The organism is Acinetobacter sp. UBA3132, from assembly GCF_002364825.1.
Classification (GTDB): domain Bacteria; phylum Pseudomonadota; class Gammaproteobacteria; order Pseudomonadales; family Moraxellaceae; genus Acinetobacter; species Acinetobacter schindleri.
The window spans coordinates 1-15357 of record NZ_DEZM01000073.1 but is presented as its reverse complement, the minus strand read 5'-3'; the positions used below and the strand labels follow the sequence as shown (position 1 = coordinate 15357).

The window sequence follows — 15357 nt, the reverse complement described above, 5'->3', positions numbered from 1 at the left end:
GAAAATAGTATTTTCCATGGAGTTGAAAAAATTCTAACAAAGAGTACGATAAGCATATTGATTGAAATCCTGCAAAATCAAATTAATATTATTATAACAAACCCATATTCACAGGATCATGCAGCATTAAAGCGGGGAAATGGTATTGCAATTGAAAATGTTCGACAGCGTTTGAAGGCATATTATGGCCCGACAGTGACCTTTAGAACCTATGCCGGCAAGGGAATTTTTACGACGGTTGTGCAATATCAGTATAAATAACAATAAAATGCAGTTAACTTAACAACAATGACATGCCGTTAACTGAAGGAGGATAAATGGACATCCTGATCTGTGATGATGAGCCTCTTGCCATAGAGCGTTTGGCACGCCTGGTCAGCCAGCTCGGCCATACTGTGGTTGCAACCGCAACCCATGGTCAGCAAGCCCTTGATCTGGCCCATCAGCACGAGCCCGATGTCATTCTATTAGATATTCAAATGCCCGAAATGGACGGTCTGCGTTGCGCACAACATCTGCGCCAGCTTGACCCAATGCCGGCAATTGTTTTTTGTACGGCCTATGACCACCATGCGCTTGATGCATTCAAGTCGAATGCAGAAGGCTACTTGCTCAAACCAGTGATGCAACAGGAGTTAGCACAGTTATTCGAGCATTTAACCAAACTTACCCAAGCTCAGATGAGCCAACTAAAACAAAAAGAAAATATGGAAGAACTCAATATCAGCCGCCATCAGATTGCGGCAAAGACTTATCGCGGGGTGGAGCTTGTCCCTGTGGAAAATATTTACTATTTCCTGGCTGATCAGAAATATGTCACGGTACGGCATAAAAATGGCAGTGTCCTGATCGATGAAACATTAAAGGACTTGGAACAGGAATTTGGTCAGAATTTTATCAGGATTCACCGCAATGCGCTGGTGTCTGTGAACTATCTGGATGGGCTGGAAGTGGTCAGTTCGGGGCAGTATCAGGTGCGTTGCCGTGAGCTGGATGAAAGACTTGCAGTAAGTCGGCGCCATTTACCATTTTTACGTGAACGCATTCATAAGCTCTGAAGCGTATGGGATCGGGTTGCAGTTGAAACTTGCATAAATTCACTTGCATTTTAAAGTGATCAGGTTAAGTTTAGACTATTGTTCTCATTCACTGTATTTGAAATTTATGAAGACCCTAAAAATTGCAACTCGACAAAGTCCTCTTGCACTATGGCAAGCGGAGCATATCCGTGCACGTCTGCAGGAACTGCATGCCGACCTTCAGGTCGAGTTGGTCACGTTTGTGACACAGGGTGATAAAATTCTTGATACCCCATTGGCAAAAATTGGTGGCAAGGGCCTGTTTGTTAAAGAACTTGAGGCTGCATTACTGGATGGTCGTGCAGACTTGGCCGTGCATTCCATGAAAGATGTACCCATGGCACTGCCTGAAGGTTTAAGTCTTGCAGTGATCTGCGAACGTGAGGACCCATTGGATGCCTTTGTGTCTAATACCTATGCCAGCTTTGATGAGCTGCCACAGGGCGCTAAAGTAGGCACATCCAGTCTGCGTCGTAAAAGCCAGATTTTAAAGGCACGTCCGGACCTTGAGATCATTGATCTGCGAGGTAATGTCGGCACACGTCTGTCGAAACTCGATGCGGGCAATTACGATGCTATTATTCTTGCCAGTGCCGGTTTAAAACGTCTGGGACTGATAGATCGTATTCGTCATACGCTTAAGCCTGCAGTCAGTTTGCCAGCTGTGGGACAGGGTGCGCTTGGTCTTGAATGTCGTGATCGTGATCAGGCCGTACTTGACCTGATCCTGCCACTCTTACATGCGGAGACTGATGCCTGTGTCCGTGCTGAACGCGCATTTAATGCCTATCTGGAAGGTGGTTGTCAGGTGCCGATTGCAGGTTATGCAACTTTACAGGATGGTAAAATTGCCATCGAAGGCCGTGTGGGTAGCGTGGATGGTGCCACTTTATTAAGAGCAGAACTACAGGGTGATGTAAATCAGGCGGAGCAGCTCGGTGTGGCTCTGGCACAGAATTTACTGGCCCAAGGTGCGGGTGATTTGCTTAAAGCACTATATTCATAAGATTCATGCTGTTTATCAATACTCGTCCTCAGGATCGTGCTGTCCGACTCACACAGCAGTTACAGGCAGCACAAATTCCTGTGGTAGAGCTACCTTTGCTGGAACTGGTTGCACAGCCTTATTCAGCAGAATTGGATAGCTTGTATCAGCAGTTGAATCGTGCTCAAGCCATTGTGGTGGTGAGTCCGACTGCGGTGCAGATTGGCATGCGATATCTGGCACAGGCAGGCATTGAACTGGCTACATTGGCCCATATACAGTGGATTGCTGTAGGGCGAAGCACTGAACAGGCATTGCTACAATATGGCATTCAAAGTCATGTGCCTGAGATTGAAACCTCTGAAGGAATGCTACAATTACCGATCCTAGATGGTCTTGAAAAAGATGCTGTTGTAGCCTTTTGGCGAGGTGAGGGCGGTCGATTATTTATGATGGAGCATTTGCGTCAACAGGGTGTTGAAGTACTAAATTTTGTACTGTATCAACGTCAGTGTCCGGTTCAGTCACAGCAGGCTATAGCTGCGCTCTTGCCTCGATTGCAGGACAATCGTCATTATGTGGTTCTGATGAGTAGTGAAGCCAGCTGGTTAAACTGGGTGCAGCTAATGCAGCAGGACATCTCCCTGATCAGCAAGGGAATTTATTTAGTTTTAGGCCCACGTTTGGCCGCTATTTTAGGGGAATACCGTCAACATCATGCTGCAGCATTTGAGTATATACAACTCGAGAACCTGAGCAGCGATGTGATCGTACGGGAGATGAAGCGAGTACTGGGGAACTCATGAAGAAAATTTTAATCGTGCTGTTCATTGTGGCATTCGCCTGGATGGTCAAAATCAGTTATGACCTGTTCAGTTTGCGCCAGGCCCATACAGAACTCAGCTCCAGCTTTACTCTATTGCAGCAGCAAAATGCCAGTTTGAATGACAAGGTGGTTGCACTTAAACGCCAGGTAACTGAACAGCGCCAGGATGCACCAGTTGTATCCAACTCACAGATAGCTACTGCACCTGAATCGCATGATGCCGAACTGGTTCGTCAGCAACTCAGCCTGATTGAGTTCGCTTTGCAGCAGCAGCAATACAGCACAGCATTGGAAAAACTCAGTCAGCTGCAACTGGATTTGCCGAATTATACGCTTGCACCGGCTTTATTAGACGGTTTGGAGCGTGTACTCAGTAAAGATCAGGTAATGTTGCAACAGTTCATCAATAGTCGTCTGGTACAGCAGAATAAAATCCGGGATTTACTTAATCAAATGGATGCTGAAATTGCCAGGGAGTTAAAAGCCCAGCACAGTGCCACACCGGCAGAGTCTGGTTCCTTCTGGCGTAATCTGATTCAAATTGAAGCTGTGCAGCAGCCAAGTACGATGTTAATGCAGCGAGGACTAGTGTTGAAAGAGGCGCAATTACGTCTATTGATGGCAGAAAACGCGCTACAGCAAAGTCAACAAATTCCTTTCCAACAATCGCTTGGTGCCGTGGCTGAAGTCCTCAAACAATTACCGGATGCGAAAAGCCAGCAATGGGTTAAACAGCTGGAACAGATCCGCACCATACCGCTGACACCGGTTCCTCCTCTGAATGCCCGTACCTTAATGAGCTGATCGCTTATGAAACAGATTCTGCTTGCCTATTTATTTGTCAGTCTGCTCGGTATTGCGGCTTTAAGTCTACTCAGTTACGGTCACGGACCAGGGTATGTCTATCTGTACTGGCGTAACTGGCAGGTACAGACCAGTCTATGGATACTGGCAGTGCTACTGATTACGATCAGCTTTGTCATGCATATGCTGTGGTATGCGGTTACGCGTTATCTGAATCGTGAGCAGCGCAAAAAACAGCGCGTTTTCAGTTTTCATCACTTACATCCTTATGAACAACTGGCAGTGGTGTGGCTGCTCAATGCCTCACAGGATCAACGTGATTTTATTCAGCAGTCTTTTGCCCAGTCTGGATTATTAAAAGATATTATTCATGCACGTTTGTCTTGGGGGCAGCAGGATTTTGCTGAGGCTTTAAAATCTTTAAATCAGTCCAATCCAATGGCATTTGAACTGGCTGAATTACAGCGTATTGAAGTGTACTTATCGCAACAGGATGGTCAGCAGGCATTAACCCATCTTGAATTCTTAAATCAGCATGAATTATCCCCTTGGCTGTTTAAAGTTAAATCAGCTTATGAGCAGAGATTAACCAAATTATGGGGGCAATTTGCCTTAAAGTTTCCCTGGTTGTATTTAAGATCAACTCAATATGGTCATTTAGAGCAAAATACTAAAACACTTTGGCTAGAACAATTATTACTGGCTTTTGAACAGGCGGATCAGGAAGATTTAAAATACTTGCAACAGCGCTATATCGACTTAAGCGAAGAAATATTTAAACGTGACTATACGGTCAAACTACTGTGGCTGAAATTGTTATTTAAAATGCCTGAAATGGGCGCCGAGCATGAAGCGCTAGCAGTACATTTACTGGAACAGCAATTTAATCAGGACGTATTTTATTTATGGTTCCAGCAACAATTACTTCGACAAAATCCTGATTATGAAGTTATTAACCAGCAAATTTCATTATGGGAAGAAAAATATACAGCAGTGCCGGTCTTAACATTTGCCAAATGGCATGTACTGCAAGCTGCGGGTCGAGTAGAGGAAGCCCAGCAACTGCTTGCACTCTATCCAGATGATGTGCGTATGAGTTATCTGCGCATTAAATCTGCCTTGCAGGGGCAGGATGAGTTACAACAACAACTGAATCAGGTGTTTGAATCAAATGCCAATTTTATTGATACAAGAATATAGGGGATAATATATGGAATCACTTGCGCAGTATCCAGTGATTTTTGAGCAACGGGTGGCTTGGGGTGATATGGATGCCTTTGGTCATGTTAATAATGCGGTGTATTATCGTTATATTGAAAGTGCCCGACTGGCTTATCTGGATCGATTAAATATACTGGTTGGTCCATTATTAACTGTTGTGGCTACGAATCAATGTCGTTATTTAAAGCCTGTGGTTTATCCGGATCAACTTAAAATCGGTGCACGTATTGAAGATATAGGTACTACCTCATTTCGTATGAGTTATTTATTATGGAGTGAGCAGCAGCAAAGTGTGGTGGCAATTTCTGAAGCGGTTCTGGTTTGCATAAATAAAAATAGCATGCAAAAAATGCCAATTCCTGAAGATGTACAGGAAATAATAAGAAATTTAGAAAATACGGTTGAACATACAGTTTAAAATACGAGAAAATTATTTAATTTTGTAATTAATTTTATTATTTGTTGTTATCCGTTCAAATTTTTTTATTGAATATTTTATTTAATCTAAATATTATGAAAAAGTTATTTATAAAACGAATAATATTATTTTTATGGAGAGAGTTATGCCAGACATTACGAATTTATCAGTTGAAGAGTTAAAGCGTTTACAAGCTGAAGCTGAAGCATTAATTGCGTCTAAAAAAGACCAGGAAATCGAAGATGCTTATAATCAGGTATTAAGCATTGCAGAAAAAGTAGGTATGAGCATTGAGCAGTTGCTCGAGTTCGGTGCCTCTAAGCGCAAGAAATCATCTCGCAAGACTGTAGAACCACGTTACCGCAGTAAAGCAAATCCGGAAGAAACCTGGACAGGTCGTGGTAAACAGCCACGCTGGCTGGTTGCAGAACTGGAACAAGGTGCCAAGCTGGAAGATTTTCTGATCTAAAGATTTGACTGTGAATGTTGTCATAGGTCAGTCATGGAAATGATCTATATATCTTTAACCAAGCATCATTGCTTGGTTTTTTTATGCCCATCAATTGGCGTGGTGAAAAAAGTATGCATAATGTACTTATATTAAGAAAAGAATCATAAACAGGAACTGAAATTGATGGATTGGTTGGGGTGGGATGAGCAGTAAACCGAAAACTTTCAAATGGTTAATTCTTGCCATAGTCGCCTTTTTTATTTTTGTGGTTTTGCAGGTGCCGGCTGCCTGGCTGATTTCAAAATTTTATAAAAATAATCAGGTACTGCATAACGTCAGTGGCAATATTTGGCAGGGGAGTGCTGACTGGAAAAAAGGTCAATTGCGTGGCAGCCTCAACTGGCAGGTCCGTCCATTGGATTTGCTATTATTGCGTCTCGGGGCAAATGTGGAAGTACATAGCGGCAATACTAAACTTGCCGGTGTAATGGCTTACGGTCTGACCAAAACGCTAGTCGCCAGGAATCTGGAAGGACAGGTCGCACCAGAAACCTTGAAAAATCTGGCAGATTGGCAATGGCCAACCAATGCAATTCAATTTAAGCAGCTCGATTTTAAATATAAGAAACAAAATGGCTTTAGTGATGTGAGTGGTCAGTTGAATTGGACCGGGGGAGAATTGATCTATACCTTTGCACAGCGTCAAGAGCGGATGAGTGTTCCTGTTCTTGCCGGGAAGCTGGCAGATGAGTCAGGTAAATTATTGCTGGATGTTCGCGATAGTCGTGATCAGAAAATGCTGAATATTGAACTTGATCCCGATCTGATGCTGAATGTGCAACTGACACAGCGTATGTTACTGAATGTTCCTTCCTATGAAGGTAAAGCTGGACTGGACACTTATGTCATCAGCACCCGTCAGCCGTTGATGGGAGGCCTAAACTGATGGCCATCAATATAGATAAATTTAAACAGCTGGATCTACAGACGTTTAATAAAGCAGCACCCGCACTTTTAGTTTTACTGATTCTGTATCTGTGCTGGAAACTGGCAGCCCTATTCTGGCTGGTCGTTGCACCGCCTCAAGCCCTGCAAGTAGAACGTGTAGAGTTGGGCTCACAGCAGTCACGGATTCCGAATATCAGCTCTTTCGCCTTATTTCAGGAAACTGGACAAAGTGCGGCAAGTGCGGAAGTCTCCAATATTCTGTTACAAGGGGTGATGGTTGCCAGTCCAAGCTATTTGTCTTCAGCAGTATTGAAGCTGAATGATCAGGTCGATCGCTATCGTGTTGGCGAGAGCTTGGGTAATAGCGGCTATGAGCTGGCTGAAGTGTACTGGGATCGGGTGATCATTCGTCAGCAAAATGGTGCGAGTAAGGAAGTTTTCTTTAAGGGCTTGGAAAATGGCTTAAATCAGCCTTGGCAGAGTAATGAGCAGAAAAGTGGGCGTTCATCGTCATCCTCAAATTGGGGTGGATCAGCGAATCAGCCAACAAATGAGCCTGCTTCACCGCAGAATGAGATTGGTCGCGCGATTCAGCAGATGAATGAAAACCGCGAACAGTATCTGGAAAATATGGGAGTTTCTGCAGGTGAAGGGGGTTATGAAGTCACTTCGCGAACTCCGGCAGTGCTGCGTAACCGTCTCGGTCTCAGACCCGGCGACCGGATTGTATCCCTGAATGGTCAAACCGTCACTGCAGGACAATCTGAAGTGCAGTTACTGGAACAGGCACGACAGCAGGGCCAGGTAAAACTTGAAATTAAACGTGGTGATCAGGTGATGACCATTCAACAGGATTTAAAGTGATGTGTCATCACATATAGGGTTGGGAAGCATTTAGGTTTATGGCTTTATTTAATAATAATCGATCAGCATGGGCGCTTTGTGTTGCCGCACCTCTGGTGGCTATGGTCAGTACCGCAACTTATGCGCAGACCTGGAAAATCAATCTGCGTGATGCAGACCTGGCTGCTTTTATTAATGAAGTAGCCGATATTACGGGGAAAAATTTTGCCGTTGATCCAAGGGTACGCGGCAATGTCACAGTCATTTCAAACCGGGCATTAAACCGGGCTGAAGTCTATGATCTGTTTCTTGGGGTTTTGAATGTTAATGGTGTCGTGGCGATCCCATCCGGGAATACCATCAAACTGGTGCCAGACAATAACGTCAAGAACTCCGGTATTCCGTATGATGCCCGTAACCGTGCGACTGGTGACCAGATTGTGACACGGGTAATCTGGCTGGAAAATACCAATCCGAATGACCTGATTCCAGCACTACGCCCACTAATGCCACAGTTCGCCCATCTGGCAGCTGTACCGGGAACCAATGCTCTGATTGTTTCCGATCGCGCTAGCAATATTTACCAGCTGGAAACCATTGTGCGTAATCTGGATGGTACCGGTCAGAATGATCTGGAAGCCATTACCTTGCAGTCGAGTCAGGCTGAGGAAATGATTGGCCTGATTGAGTCCATGACAGCTACAGGTTCTGCCAAGGATTTAAAAGGCGCACGTGTACGAGTCATGGCAGATCAGCGGACCAATCGGATTATCATCAAAGGCGATACCGCAACCCGTAAGCGTATTCGCCAGATTATTGAAACACTGGATGTGCCTGCAGCGGATCGTTTAGGGGGGCTAAAAGTCTTTCGCCTGAAATATGCCAGTGCCAAAAACCTGGCTGAAATTTTACAAGGACTGGTTTCTGGGCAGGCTCAGGGGCGTTCGAGCTCTTCTTCAGAGAACAGCTCCGCAGGAACTTCGCTGAATACATTGGGTAATAACAGTTCTACATCCAATATGTCTCAGGAAGGTTCTACTTCCGGGATTCAGTTAAATTCAGGATTAGGAAATAACCAGCAAGGAATTACCAGTTTTAATGCCAATGGTGTCAGTATTATTGCTGATGCGACCCAGAATTCATTGGTAGTGAAGGCTGATCCACAACTGATGCGCGAAATCGAGTCGGCGATTAATCAGCTGGATACGCGTCGTCAGCAGGTGTTAATTGAAGCCGCGATTATGGAAGTGGAAGGTACGGATGCTGACCAGCTGGGTGTGCAGTGGGCACTTGGTGATCTGAGTAGTGGTATTGGTCTGATTAACTTTGATAACTTTGGTGCCAGTCTGAAAAATATTGCTGCCGGCTATCTGACTGGTGGTGCAGCAGGGGCAGGCAGTGCAATTGGTACTGGGACCTCACTCGTGATAGGTGATTATCGTGAAGGCAGTGACGGTTCCCGAAAGCTCTATGGTGCACTGATTCAGGCGCTTAAAGAAACCACGAAGTCGAATCTATTGTCTACGCCATCGATTGTGACCATGGATAATGAAGAAGCCTATATCGTAGTGGGTGAAAACGTTCCATTTGTAACAGGCTCAGTTTCTACGGGTGCGGCAGGTGTTGCCAATCCTTATACCACCATTGAGCGTAAAGATGTGGGTGTGACATTAAAAGTCATTCCGCATATTGGTGAAAATGGAACCGTACGTCTGGAAGTCGAGCAGGAAGTTTCTGCAGTTGCACGTGATAAGGGGCAGGCATCAGATCTGGTCACCAGTAAACGTGCGATCAAAACTTCAATTCTGGCTGAACATGGTCAAACCATTGTGCTCGGTGGTCTGATTTCAGATAACACCAGCTACGGTCGTCAGGCGGTACCGGGTTTGGGTGCAATCCCTGGTTTGGGGCGTTTATTCCGCTCAGAAGGTAAATCCAATCAGAAGCGTAATCTGCTGATTTTTATTCACCCAACAATTGTAGGGGATAAAAATGAAGTACGTAAAATTTCCCAGCAGCGCTATAGTCAGCTGTATAGCTTGCAATTGGCGCTAGATTCGGATGGTAATTTTGCCAAACTGCCAGAAAACCTGGATGATGTATATCAACAACGTCTCCCTGTTTCTAAAACACCCGTAGGGTCGAATTACCAAACTGTACCAACTGCACCTGTAGCCTCACAGCCGACGGCAGTAGTCACTACGCCAGTTGCAATTGAACCTGTAGTACAACAGCAATCTGTGCAACCAGTACAAAATGTAGAAAAAACCCGAAATACAGTGACAACCACGACGTTGCGTCCGAAAAGCTAGAGGTGCGGTAGTTGCAAACAGCATGTTATGATCAACGTAACAGAATAAAAGAGAAGTGGATGTTATGACTTGGAAAATTCAAGCCATTACTGGCGATCTGACGGGACAGGAAATTAGCATTGACCGTGACATGCTGGTGGGTCGTCATCAGGCAGCAGATATTGTGTTGCAGGCTGCAGAAATCTCGCGTAAGCATGCTGCCTTTTTGATAAAGGAAAATGCACTGTGGGTACAAGACCTGGGTTCTTCAAATGGTACTTTTGTCAATGATATGCGCATTGATTCAGAAGCATTGCTGAAACAGGGTGATATCGTACAGTTTGCCAGCCTGAAATTCTCTGTGCTTGAGCCAGCACAAGAAGTCATCGTTGAGCCTGAACTAGAACAGACAGCTGAACGTATTATTGAAGAGGCTGCTGAGAAGACTGCTGCCCATCAGATGAATGATCAGGGTATGCCAGAGCTAAAAGAACGTGATGCTGAAGTCCAGTTGACTCGTGATGGTATGCCAACCAATGTCGGTATTCCAAAACCGGCGCCAATTCCTGAAGGTATAGATTTATCTGCGGTTAAACCTGAACCAACACCAATTCCTGTTGAGCAACCAGTTTCTCGTGTAGAAGAAGCGAAGGAACAGCAAAAAAATGCTTCAGTCGGTTTGATTTCTTTAATTGTTATTGTGATTTTAGCAATTATGGCCTGGCTATTCTTTAAATAAGCCAAGTATTGGTTACAATTAAGGCATGCAATCGCATGCCTTTTTTGTGGCTGCGTGATGAATAAACATAAAGAGGGTAGAAATGTCTGTAGCACAACTGGATAAACGTGAGCTGATTTTATTTGATCTGGATGGCACCTTGGTGGATTCTGCTTCTGACCTGTATCGTGCCATGAATATGAGCTTAAATGTGCTGCAATTGCCTTTTGTGACTGAAGAACAGGTACGAGTCTGGATTGGAAAGGGTACTTCGAAGTTTTGTGAAAGCGTACTACTGCACCTGACTGGAAGTTTGGATCCAGCACAGCATCAGGAATTACTAAATACTTTCCTGGAAGTCTACAATGCTGATCCATGTGTCGATACCGTACCATTTCCGGGCATTATTGAATTTCTACAATGGGGTAGAGCACAAGGTAAAAAGCTCATTTGTGTGACCAAAGCCCGAACAGCCTGCACGCAGTATTTTAGATATTTTGGATATGGCGAAGTATTTTGATGACACTATTGGTGGTGACCGTTTTACCGAGCGTAAGCCGGATCCGCGTCAATTGCTGCATTGTGTTGAGCATTATGCTGTCAGCAAGGAGCAGGTGCTGATGATTGGTGACTCGGTGAATGATGTCGAAGCTGCACGCCGTGCTGGTATAGATTGTATTGTAGTCAGCTATGGCTATAATCATGGTGAGAATATAGCAGACAGCCATCCTCAGGAGATTGTGGATGATCTACGTGAACTGCTGGCTTAATTAGGGTATTAGGGAATTAAAATGAATAGTTCTAAGGTTTTTCGATGGCGTCGCTCAGTCCAATTCTATTTACACACTGAGTAACCCTAATTTAAAGAGAAAAACCGAATGACCACTCAAGCACAATTCCAGCAACTTGCTGCGCAAGGCTATAACCTGATTCCCGTTTACCGTCAGCGCCTGGCCGATACTGATACACCTCTTTCTATTTTCGCTCGCCTTAAACAGCATCAACAGGCTTATCTGTTTGAATCTGTAGAAGGGGGCGAGAACTGGGCGCGTTATTCAATCATCGGTTTGGGTGAATCTACCGTGTTCTCCTGTAACGCAGGTGAACTGACGGTACAACATGCCGATGGCTCGATTGCAAAGCAGCACTGTTCAGACCCCTTCCAATACATTCGCGACTTTCAGGCGCAGTTTAAAGTGCCGACTCAAGCAGACTTACCTGCCTTACCAAGTTTTACTGGTGGTCTGGTCGGTTACTTTGGCTATGACTCGGTACGTTATATCGAGCCAAAGCTGAATAATGTCCCTGAGGCTGATCCGGTAGGCTTGCCAGATATCTGGATGATGCTGTCTAAAACAGTGATCGTATTTGATAACCTCAAAGATACCTTGTTTTTGATTGTGCATGCCGATACGAATGATGCTAATGCATATGAAAAAGCACATGAAAAATTAAATGAATTGGAAAATATTCTGGCAACACCAATCAGTCTGAAAGCAGAAAAACATACTCCACCACATTTTGAGTCATTAACCGGGCATGGCAACTTCCTTGCTTCTATTGAAAAAGTGAAAGAGTACATCCGTGCTGGTGATGTCATGCAGGTAGTACCCGGTCACCGTATGGTCTCTGATTTCGATGGTGAGCCTCTACAGGTCTATCGTGCGTTACGCCACCTTAACCCATCACCCTACCTGTTCCTGGTACAAGGGCAGACCTTAGAAAACAAGACACCTTTCCATATTGTCGGTTCTTCACCTGAGATTTTATCTCGTCTGGAAAATGGGATTGCTACTGTACGTCCCCTGGCAGGGACGCGTCCGCGTGGTAAAACCAAAGAAGAAGATCTGGCATTGGAAAAAGATCTGCTTTCTGATGAAAAAGAAATTGCCGAGCATTTAATGCTGATTGATCTGGGACGCAATGATGTTGGTCGGGTGTCAAAAATCGGTAAAGTGCAAGTGACTGATCAAATGGTGATCGAGCGTTATTCGCATGTCATGCACATTGTCTCGAATGTACAAGGTGAAGTACGTGATGATGTTGACGCATTGGATGTTTTTAAAGCAACTTTCCCGGCAGGCACGCTTTCGGGTGCACCAAAAATCCGTGCCATGGAAATTATTGACGAAGTTGAGCCGGTAAAACGTGGAATTTTCGGTGGTGCTGTTGGTTATTTAGGCTGGCACGGCGAAATGGACATGTCGATTGCGATTCGTACCTGTGTCATTCGTGAAAATAAGGTCTATGTTCAGGCGGGAGCAGGGCTGGTTGCCGACTCAAACCCTGAATCTGAGTGGAATGAAACCCAAATAAAAGCTCGCGCAGTGATCAAAGCGGTTGAATTATCATCAAATGGTTTGATTTTATGAGTTTTTGATGTTTTTTTTGAAAAAAACACTTGCATGGTTTCTGAGTTTTGCTAAACTGCACACCGTTCCGATACGAAACGTACGAAACACTAAGAAACGCCGGCATAGCTCAGTTGGTAGAGCAACTGACTTGTAATCAGTAGGTCCACAGTTCGAATCCGTGTGCCGGCACCATTTTCTTAGCCTCGCTTTTTTAGTGAGGCTTTGATGTTTCTGGAGTCTGCATTTTCTTCGGGCTTAATCTTTTCAGGCACTGTTCTAGTGCTTTGCTTTTGCGCTGATCTGCACATACCGCACCACACCTTCTTTAAAAAGCTTTCGGCATAGTTTTGCGGTCATCTGAATTTTAAATTCATCTAGTCTGGACGTCTTTACAGACTGAACCATTTTTTTTGAATTTAAATCCTGCTGTACATACCTGGCAAAACCGGCAAATACTGATTCTGACAGATCTTCAACCTGAACATCTGTGAATTCAAACTGATCCAGACATTCATATAGCGTACCGAGCGGCATCAAATCACTTAAATTGACATCTGCTGATTTCAGCAAAAGCTGGTATTTACGCTTTTGAAATGAATTTAAAGTTTTCCAGCGCTCAGACAAGACTAGATGATGAAAACCGATTCGCGCTTTTGAATTCAAAACTGGGACTATCTGTTCCAGCAAGCTTGGTACGCTATTGTGATAAGCCGCATCCAGACACAGCACAGCGTTAAACTTATGTGGGAAATGGATATCTTTTAGTCGAAGAAAAGAAGCATGATAAATTGCATTCAGTTCAGGTAAATGCTGCTGAATCCTGGTAACACAAGTTTTCTGTAGCTCTACGCCTGCCAGGTATTGCACCTGATAGTGCTGCTGCCAATGCAGCAGACTGGCACCCTGGCCACAGCCAAGATCCAGTAATTTATCTTTTGAATTTAAATGAATGGTTGCAGCCAGATGATCAGCCAAAGCCTGACAAGCAGCAACATAGTCCTGCTGCCCTGTCTGCCAGTAACCAAGATTGCTCCAGGGCAATAATGAAGTATCTCCAAGCAATGCCGCATTAATAGCATATTTATGCTCGGGTAGACGCTGCCGAAAGGCCTGGAACAGTTTCATGCTTAATAACCGAGTTGTGGTGCAACCTCAATATTCGGTTTTAATCCCTCGAATGGCAATGGTGCGCCAAAGATTTCTGCAATCTTCATCGCTGAAGTAACTGCAGATTCCAGAATTGGCAAGCCATCACATGACCATGAACCACAATAGAATACCTTACGGTCCTGATCCAGATGACGTTGCTGTAATTCCTTGTTCAAGGCTACAGTATGCGCATCAACCACTGCGCGGGTCAGTGTCACAGAAGAAATAACTTTCTTCGGATCGATATCAGTCACCGGGCGCCAGGTCTGGAATACCGGAGATTTACCCACCAATGTCGGTTCAACCGCATTGAGCCATACCGTGAACTGCTGACGGGTAAACTTGCGGTCCATCATATAGCTTAGTACTGCCCAGTCTTTACGTTTCGGCGGCATAACGCTGGTATCGGTATGAATTACCAATTGCCCCTGCTCAAACTGGAATTTTTTCAATAATTCAATATCTGTTGCAAACTGATCTTTATCAAGAAATTCCTCGATCTTATTGGTGGGTGTAGCAACGATGACACGGTCAAATAACTTGGAATAACCCGCCGCATTTTCTACACGGACCTGATCACCCTGCTGTTGTACCAGCGTGGTTGCTGCACCACTGACAATGTCGATGCCTTCAATCAGTTTATCCACCAAGGCTGGTGTACCGCCCTGCATACGTAATAATGCATCGCCATCTGTCAGTTGACGTAGGAAAATCAATAAGGGCTTGGCTGGCCATTCACCAATGGTTTTTGGGTTACAGGTACAGATGGTATACAGCACTGGCATCACCGCACCATGCCAGAATACTTCTTCAATATCATTGCGATTAATAAATTCTGCCAGGCTGATATCCTGATTTTTAGATTTAAAGAATTTGTTCAACGCTGTTTTTAGTTGTAATAAACCTTTAACCAGACGCCAGCCATACTGCTGAAGGCCTTTACGGTTATTGATAATCGGAAAGTTACCAATTCGGCTACGCGAAGTCGTCAGCCAGGTTTCAGTCCGGTCCTCAAATAACCAGCTGCACGCCATATAAGTGCGTACCGGATAGGTCTTGATCCCCAGATGAGTCGCAAGACTTAGCGTATTTTTCCACAAGTACGGATTCATCACACGCAAAGGAGCATCTACTAGTCCACCTTCAAACTCGAGGCTGTGACTGTCCATGCCGCGCCCCTGCAGCGCTTCAAAAATAGTGATGTGATGTCCTGCATCCTGAAGAATTCTGGCTGTAGCCAGTCCGGCCATGCCACTACCAATTACTGCGA

The 15357-nt window shown here is 44.7% G+C and carries 15 protein-coding genes, 1 tRNA gene and 1 pseudogene; 15 read left to right on the top strand and 2 right to left on the bottom strand.

Annotated features, from left to right (window positions below; genetic code table 11):
- The 15 genes and pseudogenes from B4033_RS03320 to B4033_RS03250 form a co-directional block, all read left to right on the top strand.
- On the top strand, positions 1–261 hold a 261-nt coding region (locus B4033_RS03320; protein ID WP_414631404.1), incomplete at its 5' end, for a sensor histidine kinase.
- A gap of 56 nt (positions 262–317) precedes the next feature.
- The gene (locus tag B4033_RS03315) at positions 318–1058 is read left to right on the top strand and encodes a LytR/AlgR family response regulator transcription factor (protein ID WP_286832088.1); all 741 of its coding nucleotides are present in this window, start codon (positions 318–320) and stop codon (positions 1056–1058) included.
- A gap of 106 nt (positions 1059–1164) precedes the next feature.
- On the top strand, positions 1165–2085 hold the full coding sequence (gene hemC / locus B4033_RS03310; protein WP_286832087.1) for a hydroxymethylbilane synthase: 921 nt from the start codon (positions 1165–1167) through the stop codon (positions 2083–2085).
- Positions 2086–2090: 5 nt separating this feature from the next.
- Entirely contained in the window at positions 2091–2870 is a 780-nt protein-coding gene (locus B4033_RS03305; protein WP_286832085.1) for a uroporphyrinogen-III synthase, read from the top strand.
- Positions 2867–3694: a hypothetical protein gene (locus B4033_RS03300; protein WP_286832083.1), complete on the top strand. Its 828-nt coding sequence runs from the start codon at positions 2867–2869 to the stop codon at positions 3692–3694. The genes B4033_RS03305 and B4033_RS03300 overlap by 4 nt, the downstream gene beginning before the upstream one ends.
- Positions 3695–3700: 6 nt before the next feature.
- Positions 3701–4894 carry a heme biosynthesis HemY N-terminal domain-containing protein gene (locus tag B4033_RS03295; protein WP_286832081.1) on the top strand — a complete coding sequence of 398 codons (1194 nt, stop codon included), beginning with the start codon at positions 3701–3703 and terminating at the stop codon, positions 4892–4894.
- Between the two features lie 10 nt (positions 4895–4904).
- Positions 4905–5333: an acyl-CoA thioesterase gene (locus B4033_RS03290; protein ID WP_048882238.1), complete on the top strand. Its 429-nt coding sequence runs from the start codon at positions 4905–4907 to the stop codon at positions 5331–5333.
- A gap of 145 nt (positions 5334–5478) precedes the next feature.
- Positions 5479–5802: an H-NS family nucleoid-associated regulatory protein gene (locus B4033_RS03285; protein WP_004813587.1), complete on the top strand. Its 324-nt coding sequence runs from the start codon at positions 5479–5481 to the stop codon at positions 5800–5802.
- 184 nt (positions 5803–5986) lie between these two features.
- Positions 5987–6730, top strand: a complete 744-nt coding sequence (gspN, locus tag B4033_RS03280) for a type II secretion system protein N (protein WP_004890585.1) — start codon at positions 5987–5989, stop codon at positions 6728–6730.
- A complete protein-coding gene (locus tag B4033_RS03275; protein ID WP_286832077.1) occupies positions 6730–7596 on the top strand; it encodes a type II secretion system protein N in 867 nt (288 codons plus the stop codon). The genes gspN and B4033_RS03275 overlap by 1 nt, the downstream gene beginning before the upstream one ends.
- Positions 7597–7634: 38 nt before the next feature.
- The gene (gspD, locus tag B4033_RS03270) at positions 7635–9887 is read left to right on the top strand and encodes a type II secretion system secretin GspD (RefSeq protein ID WP_286832075.1); all 2253 of its coding nucleotides are present in this window, start codon (positions 7635–7637) and stop codon (positions 9885–9887) included.
- Between the two features lie 64 nt (positions 9888–9951).
- A complete protein-coding gene (locus tag B4033_RS03265) occupies positions 9952–10605 on the top strand; it encodes an FHA domain-containing protein (protein WP_286832074.1) in 654 nt (217 codons plus the stop codon).
- An 82-nt stretch (positions 10606–10687) separates the two neighbouring features.
- A pseudogene (gph, locus tag B4033_RS03260) lies at positions 10688–11354 on the top strand (phosphoglycolate phosphatase).
- 108 nt (positions 11355–11462) lie between these two features.
- Positions 11463–12956 (top strand): anthranilate synthase component I, encoded by a 1494-nt coding sequence (gene trpE / locus B4033_RS03255; RefSeq protein WP_048882244.1) that lies wholly within the window; start codon positions 11463–11465, stop codon positions 12954–12956.
- 98 nt (positions 12957–13054) lie between these two features.
- A tRNA-Thr gene (locus B4033_RS03250) sits at positions 13055–13130 on the top strand.
- A gap of 84 nt (positions 13131–13214) precedes the next feature.
- Here the strand turns inward: B4033_RS03250 and B4033_RS03245 are convergent.
- Both B4033_RS03245 and B4033_RS03240 read right to left on the bottom strand, forming a co-directional pair.
- Entirely contained in the window at positions 13215–14063 is an 849-nt protein-coding gene (locus B4033_RS03245) for an SAM-dependent methyltransferase (protein WP_048882207.1), read from the bottom strand.
- Positions 14064–14065: 2 nt separating this feature from the next.
- Positions 14066–15357 (bottom strand): FAD-dependent oxidoreductase (locus tag B4033_RS03240; RefSeq protein WP_286832070.1); only part of this gene is annotated, 1292 nt, incomplete at its 5' end.

Coding starts and splice junctions, on each gene's coding strand:
- B4033_RS03315 (WP_286832088.1), top strand. CDS start 318: ATGGACATCCTGATCTGTGATGATGAGCCTCTTGCCATAGAGCGTTTG.
- hemC (WP_286832087.1), top strand. CDS start 1,165: ATGAAGACCCTAAAAATTGCAACTCGACAAAGTCCTCTTGCACTATGG.
- B4033_RS03305 (WP_286832085.1), top strand. CDS start 2,091: ATGCTGTTTATCAATACTCGTCCTCAGGATCGTGCTGTCCGACTCACA.
- B4033_RS03300 (WP_286832083.1), top strand. CDS start 2,867: ATGAAGAAAATTTTAATCGTGCTGTTCATTGTGGCATTCGCCTGGATG.
- B4033_RS03295 (WP_286832081.1), top strand. CDS start 3,701: ATGAAACAGATTCTGCTTGCCTATTTATTTGTCAGTCTGCTCGGTATT.
- B4033_RS03290 (WP_048882238.1), top strand. CDS start 4,905: ATGGAATCACTTGCGCAGTATCCAGTGATTTTTGAGCAACGGGTGGCT.
- B4033_RS03285 (WP_004813587.1), top strand. CDS start 5,479: ATGCCAGACATTACGAATTTATCAGTTGAAGAGTTAAAGCGTTTACAA.
- gspN (WP_004890585.1), top strand. CDS start 5,987: ATGAGCAGTAAACCGAAAACTTTCAAATGGTTAATTCTTGCCATAGTC.
- B4033_RS03275 (WP_286832077.1), top strand. CDS start 6,730: ATGGCCATCAATATAGATAAATTTAAACAGCTGGATCTACAGACGTTT.
- gspD (WP_286832075.1), top strand. CDS start 7,635: ATGGCTTTATTTAATAATAATCGATCAGCATGGGCGCTTTGTGTTGCC.
- B4033_RS03265 (WP_286832074.1), top strand. CDS start 9,952: ATGACTTGGAAAATTCAAGCCATTACTGGCGATCTGACGGGACAGGAA.
- trpE (WP_048882244.1), top strand. CDS start 11,463: ATGACCACTCAAGCACAATTCCAGCAACTTGCTGCGCAAGGCTATAAC.
- B4033_RS03245 (WP_048882207.1), bottom strand. CDS start 14,063: ATGAAACTGTTCCAGGCCTTTCGGCAGCGTCTACCCGAGCATAAATAT.